Annotated in this window: 11 protein-coding genes; 8 read left to right on the forward strand and 3 right to left on the reverse strand. The window is 31.2% G+C overall.

Annotation, left to right across the window (positions count from 1 at the left end):
- Positions 1-1350 carry a Trk system potassium transporter TrkA gene (gene trkA / locus Q0935_RS13745; RefSeq protein WP_299387273.1) on the reverse strand — a complete coding sequence of 450 codons (1350 nt, stop codon included), beginning with the start codon at positions 1348-1350 and terminating at the stop codon, positions 1-3.
- A gap of 95 nt (positions 1351-1445) precedes the next feature.
- Between trkA and ubiE the strand changes: the two genes are divergently transcribed.
- Both ubiE and Q0935_RS13755 read left to right on the forward strand, forming a co-directional pair.
- Positions 1446-2177, forward strand: a complete 732-nt coding sequence (ubiE, locus tag Q0935_RS13750; protein WP_299387300.1) for a bifunctional demethylmenaquinone methyltransferase/2-methoxy-6-polyprenyl-1,4-benzoquinol methylase UbiE — start codon at positions 1446-1448, stop codon at positions 2175-2177.
- 1 nt (position 2178) lies between these two features.
- On the forward strand, positions 2179-2901 hold the full coding sequence (locus Q0935_RS13755; protein ID WP_299253892.1) for a porin family protein: 723 nt from the start codon (positions 2179-2181) through the stop codon (positions 2899-2901).
- A 157-nt stretch (positions 2902-3058) separates the two neighbouring features.
- Here Q0935_RS13755 and Q0935_RS13760 read toward each other — a convergent pair whose 3' ends face one another.
- Positions 3059-3778 (reverse strand): RNA methyltransferase, encoded by a 720-nt coding sequence (locus Q0935_RS13760; RefSeq protein WP_299387277.1) that lies wholly within the window; start codon positions 3776-3778, stop codon positions 3059-3061.
- Between the two features lie 80 nt (positions 3779-3858).
- Here Q0935_RS13760 and Q0935_RS13765 point away from each other — a divergent pair, with 80 nt between their 5' ends.
- The 3 genes from Q0935_RS13765 to accD all read left to right on the forward strand — a co-directional run bounded on the left by Q0935_RS13765 (position 3859) and on the right by accD (position 8648).
- Positions 3859-6387 (forward strand): POTRA domain-containing protein, encoded by a 2529-nt coding sequence (locus tag Q0935_RS13765; protein ID WP_299387281.1) that lies wholly within the window; start codon positions 3859-3861, stop codon positions 6385-6387.
- 117 nt (positions 6388-6504) lie between these two features.
- Positions 6505-7572, forward strand: a complete 1068-nt coding sequence (fbaA, locus tag Q0935_RS13770; protein ID WP_299253883.1) for a class II fructose-bisphosphate aldolase — start codon at positions 6505-6507, stop codon at positions 7570-7572.
- Positions 7573-7790: 218 nt separating this feature from the next.
- Positions 7791-8648, forward strand: coding sequence for an acetyl-CoA carboxylase, carboxyltransferase subunit beta (gene accD / locus Q0935_RS13775; protein WP_299253880.1), 858 nt, complete (start codon positions 7791-7793; stop codon positions 8646-8648).
- A gap of 54 nt (positions 8649-8702) precedes the next feature.
- On the opposite strand, the gene Q0935_RS13780 is transcribed toward accD, so the two are convergent.
- Positions 8703-9803: a PAS domain S-box protein gene (locus Q0935_RS13780; protein ID WP_299387285.1), complete on the reverse strand. Its 1101-nt coding sequence runs from the start codon at positions 9801-9803 to the stop codon at positions 8703-8705.
- Between the two features lie 198 nt (positions 9804-10001).
- Here Q0935_RS13780 and rpsO point away from each other — a divergent pair, with 198 nt between their 5' ends.
- The 3 genes from rpsO (at position 10002) to Q0935_RS13795 (ending at position 14323) form a co-directional block, all read left to right on the forward strand.
- On the forward strand, positions 10002-10271 hold the full coding sequence (rpsO, locus tag Q0935_RS13785; RefSeq protein ID WP_299253874.1) for a 30S ribosomal protein S15: 270 nt from the start codon (positions 10002-10004) through the stop codon (positions 10269-10271).
- A 197-nt stretch (positions 10272-10468) separates the two neighbouring features.
- A complete protein-coding gene (locus Q0935_RS13790; protein WP_299387289.1) occupies positions 10469-12724 on the forward strand; it encodes a polyribonucleotide nucleotidyltransferase in 2256 nt (751 codons plus the stop codon).
- Between the two features lie 162 nt (positions 12725-12886).
- A complete protein-coding gene (locus tag Q0935_RS13795) occupies positions 12887-14323 on the forward strand; it encodes a glycosyltransferase family 2 protein (protein ID WP_299387292.1) in 1437 nt (478 codons plus the stop codon).
- The last annotated feature ends 419 nt before the right edge of the window (positions 14324-14742 follow it).

Below are 14742 nucleotides of genomic sequence, written 5' to 3' on the forward strand. Positions count from 1 at the left end.
TTATAAAAATAATTTCTCTACTTCTTTAATAGACTTCGGTAAACAACAAACTACAATATAATCGCCTTCCTCAACAATAAAATCTCCTAAAGCAATTAAACCTTTACCATCTCTAATAACACCACCAATAATAGCAGAACGTGGAAATGAAATAGTTTTAATTTGTTGATTACATATTTTAGAATCGCGCTTAACTCTAAACTCTAACAACTCTGCATTCATGTTGTTAAGCTTAGTCATAGCTACAACCTCTCCTTTACGTATATATCTAAATATATTGTTTGCAGCAAGTAATTTTTTATTTACTAAAGTATCGATACCTATGGATTGGGATAACTCAAAATAATCCATGTTTTCTACTAGAGCAATAGTCTTTTTCACGCCTTTAGATTTGGCAACAAGACAAGACATTATATTAGTTTCAGAATTACCAGTAACAGAAATAAAAGCATCCATATCGCTTATATTTTCTTCCTCTAGTAATTCTACATTTCTTCCATCTCCATTAATAACTAATATTTTTTCTAGCTCATCTGCCAGTTCAAAAGCAACATCTCTATTGCTTTCTATCAGTTTAATATTAAATTGTTTTGAACTTAAATCTCTAGCTGTTTTATAACCAATTTTACTACCACCAAGAATCATAACATCCTTAATAGTTGTATTGGCTTTACCCGTCATCCTACATAATTCCTCTCCACCTCCTGCACAAGTAATAAATACAACAGTATCACCTACTCGAAATTGAGTATCACCTCTTGGAATTGTAGTGTACTGCGTACCAAAACGTTGAATTGCAATAGGCACAAAGTGAATTTCTGGGAAATATTGAGCCGCTTCTTTTACCGATTTACCAACAAAAGATGCTGTTTTAGATAAGTTTAAACTTACCATTGTAAGTGCGCCACCTTCAAACTCGTAACTTTCATTAAAAGCAGATTGGTTTAACAACAACTGAATTTCTGAAGCAGCAAGTGCCTCAGGCGAAATAAGCTCGTCGATACCTAAACGCGTAAAACCAACCTCTTCTTTATGTGTAATAAATTCAGTATTAGAAATACGTGCAATAGTACGTTTAGAGCCTAATTGTTTGGCCAAAACGCAAACCGTAATGTTTGTAGTTTCAGATGCAGTAACTGCAATAACAAGGTCACTACCTTCTACTCTTGCCTCTTTTAATATGGCAATAGAAGTAGCATCTCCTTTTAAAACTTTTATATCTAAATGATTGTCTGCATACGATAGACTCGCTTTATCAGTGTCTATTAACGTAATTTCTTGAGATTCGTAGGACAATAATTTTGCTAAATGAAATCCTACTTCACCAGCTCCAGCAATAATTATTTTCATTCTTTATTTTATATGAAAGGAATAGCAAAGGTAATTAATTAATTGTTTTCATGTTTCTTAAAGCATATACAATGTATTATCTTTGAAAAAAAATTATTTTGAAAAAAGTAAACCCCTATAAAGACAGTAGTCTTGGCAAAAAAGAACAGGTTACAAAAATGTTCGATACTATTTCTGGAGAGTACGATGGTTTAAATCGTGTAATCTCTTTTGGAATTGATATTAAATGGAGAAAGAAAGTAGTCGAGATTGTTAAAGCCACAAATCCAGAAACTGTTTTAGATATTGCTACTGGAACAGGAGATCTAGCTATTAATCTTGCCGAAACTAGTGCAACCAAAATTATTGGTTTAGACATTAGTAGTGGTATGCTTGAAGTTGGAAAAACCAAAATTGCAACTAAAAATCTGGATCATAAAATTGAAATGATTATTGGAGACAGCGAAAACATGCCGTTTGATGATAATACTTTCGATGCTATTACAGTAGCTTTTGGTGTTAGAAACTTTGAAACATTAGAAAAAGGTTTAAAAGATATTTTACGTGTTTTAAAACCTGGTGGCACTTTTGTTATTCTTGAAACTTCTGTACCAACAAAATTTCCTTTTAAACAAGGTTATAAATTTCATTCTAAAGTGGTATTACCAACTGTTGGGAGATTATTTTCTAAAGACAAAACAGCGTACAAATATTTAAGTGATAGTGCTTCGGTTTTTCCTTATGGAGAAGCTCTAAACAATATTTTAAGAAATATTGGGTTTATAAATGTGAAAGATTTACCACAAACTTTTGGAGTGGCCACAATTTATACAGCAACAAAACAATAACATGAGGAAACTAATTGCCCTATTTATATGTATTACAGCAACCACTGTCTGTTCTGCACAGTTGTTTACTAAAGAAAAAGTACAAAATAACCAAAGTATGGATAAGCAATCCTTAAGTTGGGGATATTACTTTGGTACTAATAATCTAGATTACAAAATTGATTACAACGATAATAAAGGTGATATAGAAACGGTAAAGACTTTTGGTTTTAATGTTGGTTTGGTTGGAGATATTCGTGTAAACGATTTTATTAATTTTAGACTTGAGCCAGGTTTGGTTATTGCTGCAAGAACTTTAAATTATCCTGAAAATTATTTTGATGGTATTCCTGCCGATGATTTAAATAAATCGGATTTTTTACGTGAAGTAAAGTCTACTTACATCTACATTCCTTTATTAATGAGGTTATCTACAAAGCGTCATAATAACTTTAAGCCTTTTATTACTTTTGGTATTGCAACATCTCTTAATTTATCGAGTAACGAAAAGAATCCTGAAGATAATAGTGGCGGCGAATTTAGAACCACTAAAAGCACACAGTTTTACGATATTGGTTTTGGTATAGATTTCTATTTAGAATGGTTTAAATTCACACCTTCTATTCGTGGTATTTTTGCTTTAAACGATGAGCTTGTTAGAGATGAAGATCCTAATAGCCCGTGGACAGGAAATATAAACTCTATGAAAACGCGTGGTATTTTTATTAATTTTACATTTAGATAAAATTAATTATCAGTCGTAGGTTTCAATGTTTCGTCTTTGCATACATTTTCATTAGAAAAATGTATGGTAATTACTTCATGTTTTTCAATTATTAAAAATGGATTTCTGCCTTCTCAGAAATGACATACAAGAGTGAGAAACTTAAAATAGTTTTAATTTAACTCCTTTTAAACTCACTCAGCAATATTGCAGTTGCAGTAGCTACATTTAAACTTTCGGTCGCTTGTAAATCTCCAAAACGAGGAATAGCTATTCGATCTGTTACTTGTTTTTCTATAGCTTCAGAAATACCATTTGCTTCATTACCCATAATTATAATACCTTCTTTGGGTAATTTGCTTTTGTAAACATTTTTGCCATCCATAAATGCTCCAAAAATGGGAGTTTCAGCTTCAGCTAAAAAAGTATTTAAATCTAAATAACTAATATTTACTCTTGTAATAGATCCCATTGTAGCCTGTACAACTTTAGGATTATAACAATCTACAGTCTCTTTACTACATACTAATTCTTTTATGCCAAACCAATCGCATAATCTTATAATAGTACCCAAATTTCCAGGATCGCGAACACTATCTAAAGCAACAATTAAGCCTTGAGTCTCAATGTTTTTTTGTTCTGGAATTTTAAAAACTGCAAGTGCTTTATTTGGAGTCGTTAGAAAACTAATTTTCTTTAATTCGTTTTCTGTTATTAATGTTTCACTTTCGGTATGACTTTTGAAAGGCTCTGTTGTAAATAAATAATGCAACTCTAATGAAGATTCTAGAAGTTCTTTAATTACTTTTATTCCTTCAGCTACAAAAAAACCATCAGCGATTCTGTATTTTTTTTGCTTAAGACGCGTTATTAGTTTTATTTGGCTTTTTGATAGCATTTAAAAAATGTATTTTTGAATCTTAAGTGATTCAAATTAAAAGTTTAGAGTCGAAACAAATCCTTTTAAAGACCGTTTAATTGAAAATACAAGATTCAAAAATACTACTTATTATTTTAATTTTTGGTTTTCTAACCGCATGTAACTCTGTTAGACGCGTACCCAAAAACGCCCACTTATTAACTAAAACAACAATTAAGGTTAATGATAACACAGAAGAAAGTGAGTCTGTTACCAACCTTATATACCAAAAGCCAAATAGTAGTATTCCTTATATTAATTTTAAAACTAGACTTTATCTATATAATTGGGCGCGACCTAATTTAGATTCTATTTTAAAAGCTAAAATTGAGAACAACCCAAAACGTACTAAAAGACAAATTAAATTTTTATCTAAAAAGCAGTTTGATCAAGGTCAGAAAATGAAGTTAGGCATTAATAAATGGCTTAAAAAAACTGGTGAAGCTCCAGTTATAGTAGACGATACACTTTCTGAAAAAACAATAAAAAGACTAGAAAATTATTATTATAATAATGGTTGGTTTGAGGTTAAAGCAGATTATGAAACAGTAAGAAACGATAACCAAAGAGCAACTGTTACTTATAAAATTGACACAGGTGAGCCTTATTTAGTAGATTCTTTAACTACAAATATTACTACTCCAGTTATAGACTCCTTATACCAAAGTACGTTAAATAAGTCTTTAATTAAGCCGAATACACAATATCGCACCAATAATTTTATAGATGAGCGCGATCGTATAACCGAAACATTAAGAAATTCTGGTGTTTATCATTTTTCTCAAGACAATGTCTTGTTTAAAATGGATAGTATGGGTAAAACAAAAAAAGTTAATGTAGAATTATATATTACCGAAAAACCAATTAGACAAGAAGACACTACGCTCTACGAACCTTTTAAAATTTACAAAGTAAAAGATGTAAATATATATACCAATAGTGCTTTTGAAACCAAAGACAAGCCAATTACAGATTCTACATTGTATAATGGCTTTAATATATACAGTAAAGAAAAATTACGTTATAATTCTAAAATGCTAACAGATGCTGTTTTTATTAAACCAAATACTCTTTTTCGAGATAAAAACAAACCACTAACATCAAGACGAATTAGTAATTTAAAAACTTTTAAATACCCGAAAATAGATTACGTAGTAAATGATGCGGATACTACCTTAACTGCTAATGTTTATTTAACACCTTTAAAGAAATTTGGTTTAGATTTTAGAGCCGAAGCCTCCCAAAGCAACATACAAACTATTGGTTTTTCCTTAAACCCAAGTGTATTAATGAGAAATGTGTTTAAAGGAGCCGAAACACTTGAACTATCTGGGATAGCATCTATTGGCGCTTCTAAAGATGGCTCTGATGAAGGTGATCCATTTTTTGATATTAATGAGATTGGAGCAAATTTAAAATTAACAATACCTCGTTTATTTTCTCCTTTTAATACCTCTAAAATAATACCAAGCTCTATGTTTCCTTCTACAAGAATTAGTTTAGCTGCTACTAGCCAAACAAATGTAGGATTAGATAAACAAACAGCAACAGGAGCTTTTAATTACAGGTGGTTTCCTAATAGTAAAGTAACTAATAGTCTGGATATGTTTAATATTCAGTTTGTAAAAAACTTAAATACCGATAACTATTTTAATGTTTACGAAAGTTCTTTTAATACACTAAATGCAATCGCTGTAAACTCTGGTTACATTAACGCAGGTGAGCAACTATCGCTTCCAGAAGAAGCTGAGCAGTTTATAGACAATGCCATTAACGGAACAAATAGTATAAGTTCAGACGATTTACAAACGGTGAACTCTATAAACGAAAGAAAAGAAAGATTAACCGAAGACAACCTTATACTCGCTACAAACTTTAGTTTTACTAAGGATGGTAGAGACAATCTTTACGATAATCAATTTTCTATTTTTAGATTAAAATTAGAACTTGCAGGAAATGTTTTTTCTGCAGCTTCAAATATTTTAGGGCTTCAAAAAAACGACAATGAGAAATACGAATTATTTAATGTTGCGTTTTCTCAATATGTAAAAACAGAATTAGACTATGTTAAGTATTGGGATTTAGGAAGCAAAAACATTATAGCCATTCGTACCTTTTTTGGAATTGCAATTCCTTATGGTAATTCTACTAACATTCCGTTTTCTAAAAGTTTCTTTGGTGGTGGAGCGAATGATAACCGTGCATGGTCTGCATATAATTTAGGACCAGGAAGCACACAATCTGTAAATGAATTTAACGAAGCAAATATGAAAATTGCTTTAAGTGCCGAAAATCGTTTTAATCTTTTTGGAGCTCTTAATGGTGCCATATTTATAGACGCAGGAAATATATGGAATGTACTTGATGATGTTAAAGAAGACGAAGCAACTTTTAACTCAATTGCATCTATAAAAGATATCGCAATAGGTTCTGGGTTTGGTTTTAGATACGACTTTAATTTCTTTATCCTAAGAGGTGATATTGGCTTTAAAACATACGATCCTTCTTACGGAGATAACAACCGTTGGTTTAATGATTATAACTTCTCTAACGCCACCTATAACATAGGTATTAACTACCCTTTTTAATAGCTTATTCACTAGATTAAACTACATCGTTTTCGACGTTTTATTACCTATTCTAATAAAAAATATTTAAAAATTGTTTACTTTTGAAATTCAATTTTTAACTAAAACATTAGATAAATGTCACACAATATTAAACCAGGTGTAGCTACTGGAAAAGAAGTTCAAGCAATATTCAATTTAGCAAAAGAAAAAGGCTTTGCTTTACCTGCTGTAAATGTTGTTGGATCAAACACAATCAATGGTGTTTTAGAGACAGCAGCAGCTTTAAATGCTCCAGTAATTATTCAATTCTCTAACGGAGGAGGTGTTTTTAATGCAGGAAAAGGTTTAAGTAACGAAAATCAAAAAGCTGCAATTGCGGGATCAATTGCTGGTGCAAAGCATGTTCACTTAATGGCAGAAGCTTATGGTGTTCCTGTAATTTTACATACAGATCATGCAGCAAAGAAACTATTACCTTGGATAGACGGTTTATTAGATGCTAGTGAAAAACACTTTGCAGAAACTGGAAAATCTCTTTACAGCTCACATATGATTGATTTAAGTGAAGAGCCTCTTGAAGAAAATATAGAAATTTGTAAAACATACCTTGAGCGCATGAGCAAAATGGGAATGACTTTAGAAATAGAATTAGGTATTACAGGAGGAGAAGAAGACGGTGTAGATAATAGTGATGTAGACGAATCTAAACTATACACACAACCTGAAGAGGTAGCATACGCATACGAAGAGTTAAGCAAAGTAAGCGACCAGTTTACAATTGCAGCCGCTTTTGGAAACGTTCATGGTGTATACAAACCTGGAAATGTAAAACTAACTCCAAAAATTTTAAAAAATTCTCAAGAATATGTTTCAAAGAAATTTGGTGTAGAGCATAACCATATAGATTTCGTTTTCCATGGTGGTTCTGGTTCTACAGAAGAAGAAATACAAGAAGCTATTGGATATGGTGTAGTAAAAATGAATATTGATACAGACATGCAATATGCATTTACAACTGGTGTTCGTGATTACATGAAAGAAAAAGCTGAGTATTTAAAATCTCAAATAGGATCTCCAGATGGTCCAGAATCTCCAAATAAAAAACACTACGATCCAAGAAAATGGTTAAGAGAAGGTGAAATTACTTTTGTTGAAAGATTAAAGAAAGCATTCGAAGATTTAAATAATGTGAATACATTATAATACATAAAATAACATTTTATTAATCCCGCTTTAACACCGTTAAAGCGGGATTTCTTATTAAAAAGAACAAGCTATTATGATATAGACATACCAAATGTTGAGTTGTATCGATAAAAATAGTAATTTTGTCATCTTGTGTTATCACAAACCCGAAAACTAACTAATAGCAACTATTCTAATAATATTAGAATTATAAACTAAAAAAAAAGTAAATCAATATGGCTTGGTTTAAAAGAAAAGATAAAGGAATTCAAACTTCAACAGAAGACAAAAAAGACATCCCAAAAGGATTGTGGTATAAGTCTCCTACTGGAAAAATTATAGACTCTGAAGAATTAGCTAAAAATTTCTACGTAAGCCCAGAAGATGGCTATCACGTAAGAATTGGAAGTAAAGAATACTTCGAAATATTATTTGATGACAATAAATTTAAAGAATTAGATAAAGACTTATCGTCTAAAGATCCTCTTAAATTTATTGACACTAAAAAATATCCGGAACGCTTAAAAGCTGCACAGGAAAAAACTAGTTTAACAGATGCTGTACGTTGCGCTGTTGGAAAATCTAAAGGTAAAGACCTAGTAATTGCTGCAATGGATTTTGCTTTTATTGGTGGCTCTATGGGTTCTGTTGTTGGAGAAAAAATTGCACGTGCTGCAGATTATGCTCTAAAAAACAAATTACCTTTTATGATTATATCTAAATCTGGAGGAGCTAGGATGATGGAAGCTGCATTATCTTTAATGCAATTAGCAAAAACATCTGTAAAATTAGCACAACTAGCAGATGCAGGATTACCATACATTTCACTTTGTACAGATCCAACTACAGGAGGAACAACTGCTTCTTTTGCAATGTTAGGAGATATTACTATTGCAGAGCCTGGAGCTTTAATTGGTTTTGCTGGACCAAGAATTGTAAGAGATACTACAGGAAAAGAATTACCTGAAGGTTTTCAAACTTCTGAATTTCTATTGGAACATGGTTTTCTAGATTTTATAACACTACGTAAAGATTTAAAAAATAGAGTTAACCTATATATAGACTTAATAACAAATGCTCCTTTAAGGGCATAAAGAAATATTCTATTACTTTAAAAACCTCATAATATTAAATTTGTGAGGTTTTTTTTATGCCTTTTTTAAATACACCGTAAAACTAGTTCCTTTATTAAGAGTACTAGTTACAGCCACTTTACCTCCCAAAGATTCAATTTGGTTTTTTGTAATAAATAAACCTAAACCTTTAGATTCTATATGAGTATGAAATGTCTGATATAAAGAAAATAAGCGATCTCCATACTGTTCTAAATCTATACCTAAACCATTGTCTGTAATTGTTATTAAAACAAAATCACCTTCAACTTTAGAACTTAATTTTATTTCACATTTCCTATCTTCACATTTGTATTTGATACTATTAGTTAGAAAATTTAGGAAAATACTATCCAAATAAGCCTCTATACCAACAACAAATAAAGAATCATCAACATTATTTTCAATAAAACAAGAGTGATATTTAGCTAAGGCACTAACATTTTGTATTGCGCTTTTTACAAAACTATTAAGGTTAATCTTTTTTAACTTCGATTTATCATAATGTGTTTCGTTAGCAATTTCATTTAAATGACTTACTGTTTTTTCTAAATTATCAAAGGCTTCATAAAGCATTGGAACATTCTCATAAGACTTAAAATCATCTATATCTTCTTCAATAAAGGTAAGTAAAGTCTTTAAATTCCCAGAATGTGTTCTTAAATTGTGAGTAACAATATTAGAAAAATTAACTAACCTCTTATTTCTTTCTTTAATAATTTCAACTAGTACTTTTCGAGCTTCAATCGCATTAATTTTATCTGTAATATCTTGTAACTGTGAAATGAAGTACTTAGGATTATTAAGTTGATCTCTAACCAAAGTAACAGATAATTGAGCCCAAACAATAGAACCGTTTTTTTTTAAATAACGTTTCCTTAGTTCATAGTTTTCAATTTCATTATTCATTAACTTATTTAACTCTACCAAATCAGTAGCTAAGTCTTCTTTTACTGTAATTTCTTGAAATGTCATCTCCAGTAATTCAGACTCAGTATATCCTAACATATCACAGATGCTTTTACTAACCAATATCCATTTTCCATCTAATCCTACAATAGCAATTCCATGATAACTATGGTTAAGAATATTGGATAAGAGATTAGAATCAATAGAATCTGTAATAATTTCCTTCATTTAATAATAACAATTTAAACACTGTTTAAAAATATAAAAAAATTCCTACTTATATTAAATAATAATTGGGTTTTTATTCAAACATTTTTTTTAAATGTTATTCTCTTAAATATATCTTCAAATAATTATTATTTACTATATTTGCGGCTCGAAAGACAAACTTTCGATTACATAACAATCATTTACAATAATATTAGAATGTATTTAACAAAAGAAGGTAAAGAGGAACTCTTTAAAAAACACGGTAAAAACGCAAAAGACACTGGTTCTGCAGAAGGTCAAATAGCATTATTTACTCAAAGAATTGAGCACTTAACACAACACTTAAAGAAAAATCGTAAAGATTATAATACTGAGCGTTCGTTAGTAATGTTAGTAGGAAAAAGAAGAAGCTTACTAGATTACCTAACTAAGAAAGATGTCTTAAGATATCGTGCTATAGTAAAAGAATTAGGATTAAGAAAATAATCTCAATATAAAGACCACGCCAAACAGCGTGGTTTTTTAGTATAAAATAACTCGATTTGGAAGAGTCTAAACACCAAAATTGAAGAAGCTAATTATAGTTTTTCATTGGGCACTACTACTACACAACACAACTACCAATGTTTAACCAAAATTCCGATAGAGAAACTAATCATCGGTATTAGAATTAAAACTTATTTATGATTCCAAAAGTTTTTAAAGAGGTCATAGACCTAGGAGACGGTAGAGAAATTACTATCGAAACCGGAAAGTTAGCAAAACAGGCACACGGTTCTGTTGTTGTTACATCTGGAAAATGTATGATGTTATGTACAGTTGTTTCCAACTACGAACAAAAAGATCTTAACTTTTTACCATTAACGGTAGATTACAGAGAAAAATTTGCTGCTGCAGGTCGTTACCCAGGTGGTTTCTTCAAAAGAGAAGCAAGACCAAGTGATGGTGAAGTATTAACGATGCGTTTAGTGGATCGTGTTTTACGTCCATTATTCCCAAAAGATTATCACTCTGAAACACAAGTGATGATACAGTTAATGTCTCATGACGAAAATGTTATGCCAGACGCTATGGCAGGATTAGCAGCATCAGCAGCAATTCAATTATCAGATTTCCCTTTTGAATGTGCTATCTCTGAAGCTAGAGTTGGACGTGTAAACGGAGAATTTGTAATCAACCCAACTAGAGCTCAATTAGCAGAGTCTGACATCGATATGATGATTGGAGCTTCAGCTGATTCGGTAATGATGGTTGAAGGTGAAATGGATGAAATTTCTGAAGACGAAATGGCTGACGCTATTAAGTTTGCTCACGAAGCGATTAAAGTACAATGTGCTGCTCAGTTAAGATTAGCTGAAGCCTTTGGAAAAAAAGCTGTTCGTGAATATGAAGCTGAAAGAACAGATGAAGATTTAGAGAAAAAAGTACATGATATGGCATACGATAAAGTATATGCTATAGCAAAAGCTGGATCTTCTAAACATGAAAGAACGGCGGCCTTTCAACAAATAAAAGAAGATATTAAAGCTACTTTTTCTGAAGAAGAATTAGCAGATTATGGTGGTTTAGTTTCTGACTACTACCGTAAAGCTGAAAAAGCAGCAATTAGAAACTTAACTTTAGATGAAGGTTTACGTTTAGATGGTCGTAAGACTGACGAAATCAGACCAATCTGGTGTGAGGTAGATTACTTACCATCAACACACGGATCTTCTATTTTTACTCGTGGAGAAACTCAAGCACTAGCAACAGTTACTTTAGGAACCTCTAGAGATGCAAACAAAATAGACATGCCCTCTTACGAAGGTGAGGAAAATTTCTATTTACATTACAACTTCCCTCCTTTTTGTACAGGTGAAGCTAGACCAATTCGTGGAACCTCTCGTAGAGAAGTTGGACATGGTAATTTAGCACAACGTGGGTTAAAAGGAATGATTCCTGCAGACTGTCCTTACACAGTACGTGTAGTGTCAGAAGTATTAGAATCTAACGGATCATCTTCTATGGCAACTGTTTGTGCTGGTACTATGGCATTAATGGATGCAGGTGTACAAATGATAAGACCTGTTTCAGGTATTGCAATGGGATTAATTTCTGACGCAGAAACTGGAAAATATGCTGTATTATCTGATATTTTAGGTGATGAAGATCACTTAGGAGATATGGACTTTAAAGTAACAGGTACTTCAGAAGGTATTACTGCTTGCCAAATGGATATTAAAGTAAAAGGATTAAGCTACGAGATTTTAGTGAATGCACTAAAACAAGCTCGTAATGGTCGTTTACATATCTTAGGTAAACTAACAGATACAATTGATACTCCTAATGCTGAAGTTAAAGAACACGCACCAACTATGGTTACAAGACGTGTACCTAACGAATTCATTGGAGCTTTAATTGGACCTGGAGGAAAAGTGATCCAAGAGATGCAAAAAGAAACTGAAACCACTATTGTTATAAACGAAGATCCAGTAACAGAAGAAGGTATCGTTGAAATCTTAGGTGTAGGTAGTGCAGGAATTGATGCTGTCATGGCAAAAATAGATGCGATATTATTTAAGCCACAAGTAGGTAAAACATACGAAGTAAAAGTAATCAAAATGTTAGATTTTGGTGCTGTTGTTGAGTATATGGATGCACCAGGTAACGAAGTATTACTTCACGTAAGTGAATTAGCTTGGGAACGTACTGAAAATGTAACCGATGTTGTAAATATGGGAGACATTTTTAATGTAAAGTATTTTGGACAAGATCCAAGAACTCGCAAAGAAAAGGTGTCTCGTAAAGCGTTATTAGAGAAACCGGAAGGTTATGTTGCTAGACCACCAAGAGACGATAAACGTTCAGGAGGTCGTGACAACAAAGGTTCTAGAGACAATAAAAGTCGTGATAACAAACGTGACGATAGAAAGCCAAGAGAAAATAAAAAAGAAGATTAATTCTTTCTATTTACATTCTTAATAAAAGCCCTAAATGTTCATTTCATTTAGGGTTTCTTTTTGCGATGAAAAAACATAAAACAATGTTAAATAAAAATTAAAAACAATCTAAATTGTAATACTAAACGTAAATCTATTTTAAACCAATCACAATAAAGATTCATGACTTCAAAAAAACTAGCTTTTACAAATTTTATATCATCTTCAAAAAGTAAAATCAAAAAATCATCCAACGATTTTACATCATTCCTTAGTAGTAAATCAAAAACATCTAGTTCAGAAAACAAATTAGTTTTACTTAGTACATTTTCACTCTTACTTTTAGGAGTTTATTTTTTCACTGTTTTTCATGAAGACTTCGAAAAATTTAATGCACATAAAATAAGTTCTACATTAGGTATTACTTTTATAGCAGTAGCAGTTTCATTATTTACATTTAAAGTTTTATTTTTTTTATACAAAGCGTTTAATTACTATCAATATAAACCAATTGCATCTGCTCCAGATAAAGAATTACCAACCTGTACTATTATAGTGCCTGCCTACAATGAAGGTAAGCAAGTTTGGGATACTTTAATGAGTATTGCGAATAGCAACTATCCAAAGCATAAAATTCAAATTATATCCATAGATGATGGAAGTAAAGACGACACATGGAAATGGATGTTAGATGCTAAAAGGAATTTAGGAAATCGTTTAGAAATTTACCAACAGCCAGAAAACCAAGGAAAACGTCAAGCGCTATATCGTGGCTTTAATTTAGCAACGGGCGATATTTATATAACTGTAGATAGCGATTCTATTGTAACAGAAGATACGATTAGAAATTTAGTAAGTCCATTTATAGAAAATGAACAATGCGGAGCAGTTGCTGGAAACATTAGAGTTTTAAATAATAAAAAAGAAATGCTTCCAAAAATGCTGGATGTAAGTTTTGTTTTAAGTTTTGAGTTTGTCCGTTCTGCAGAAAGTAATTTAAATTCAGTTTTATGCACACCAGGAGCTTTAGCTGCATACAAGAGTACTGCCGTTCATAAATGTTTACCAGAATGGATTAATCAAACCTTTATGGGTAAACCGTCAGATATTGGTGAAGACAGAGCGCTAACTAATATGATTTTAAAACAAGGCAAGCATGTGTTATTTCAAAAAAATGCAATAGCATATACTAATGTTCCCGAACAATACATTGGATTATACAAAATGTTTATTCGTTGGGGACGAAGCAATGTAAGAGAGAGTCTTGAAATGGCAAAATATGTTTTTACAAATTTTAGAGATAAAGGCAAATCGGGAACAAGAATTTTATTTATAAGTCAGTTCTTAAAAATATTAATGAGCTATCCATTATTAATAGCCATGTTATTTTTCGTATCAGTACACCCACTATTGTTTATAGGGTCAACCTCTGTAAGTATTTTAATAATATCTACATTTTCTGTTATATTCTTTTCGACTAAATATAAAACTACCCAAGGTATTTGGGCTTACTCATATAGTATCTTATACACTTTCGCTTTGTTTTGGATCACACCTTATGCTATTGCAACTGCTAGCAAAAGAGGTTGGTTAACAAGAGATTTGTCACCAACAAAATAGTATAAAACATTTTTTTTAAGAAGTAAGACTTCAAATTCATAGTACTATACTAAAATTTGAAGTCTTTTTTTTATTCAAAAAATATAATTTCTAAGATACATCTGAAGATAATTTATACTAATTTTCTAAGTGATAACAAAAAAACATTGGTATTTAAAGTATTTCTATGGTCATACTAACTAGTACATACTATTTAAAATCAAAGTGTAAATAAATGGAGTAAAAACATGAGTTTAAGCAATGAAAAATATTATCTAATATAATTACATACAAAATAATATTTAAGCTCTTGTAATTGTTAATAATCAAAAAACAGCTACTAATACACGTTGATAAGTGAGAAATCAATTTATTAATGGCGCGTTTTTATAAAAATAAAAACCGTGCTATCCGCTATATCTTTTTTTTGCATAAGTGCA

It is taken from the genome of uncultured Lacinutrix sp. (genome assembly GCF_947500605.1).
GTDB lineage: Bacteria > Bacteroidota > Bacteroidia > Flavobacteriales > Flavobacteriaceae > Lacinutrix.

What these genes read in the sequence shown, in the direction of transcription:
- rpsO (WP_299253874.1), top strand. Translation starts at nt 10,002, where the DNA reads ATGTATTTAACAAAAGAAGGTAAAGAGGAACTCTTTAAAAAACACGGT.
- fbaA (WP_299253883.1), top strand. Translation starts at nt 6,505, where the DNA reads ATGTCACACAATATTAAACCAGGTGTAGCTACTGGAAAAGAAGTTCAA.
- Q0935_RS13790 (WP_299387289.1), top strand. Translation starts at nt 10,469, where the DNA reads ATGATTCCAAAAGTTTTTAAAGAGGTCATAGACCTAGGAGACGGTAGA.
- Q0935_RS13760 (WP_299387277.1), bottom strand. Translation starts at nt 3,778, where the DNA reads ATGCTATCAAAAAGCCAAATAAAACTAATAACGCGTCTTAAGCAAAAA.
- trkA (WP_299387273.1), bottom strand. Translation starts at nt 1,350, where the DNA reads ATGAAAATAATTATTGCTGGAGCTGGTGAAGTAGGATTTCATTTAGCA.
- Q0935_RS13795 (WP_299387292.1), top strand. Translation starts at nt 12,887, where the DNA reads ATGACTTCAAAAAAACTAGCTTTTACAAATTTTATATCATCTTCAAAA.
- Q0935_RS13780 (WP_299387285.1), bottom strand. Translation starts at nt 9,803, where the DNA reads ATGAAGGAAATTATTACAGATTCTATTGATTCTAATCTCTTATCCAAT.
- Q0935_RS13755 (WP_299253892.1), top strand. Translation starts at nt 2,179, where the DNA reads ATGAGGAAACTAATTGCCCTATTTATATGTATTACAGCAACCACTGTC.
- accD (WP_299253880.1), top strand. Translation starts at nt 7,791, where the DNA reads ATGGCTTGGTTTAAAAGAAAAGATAAAGGAATTCAAACTTCAACAGAA.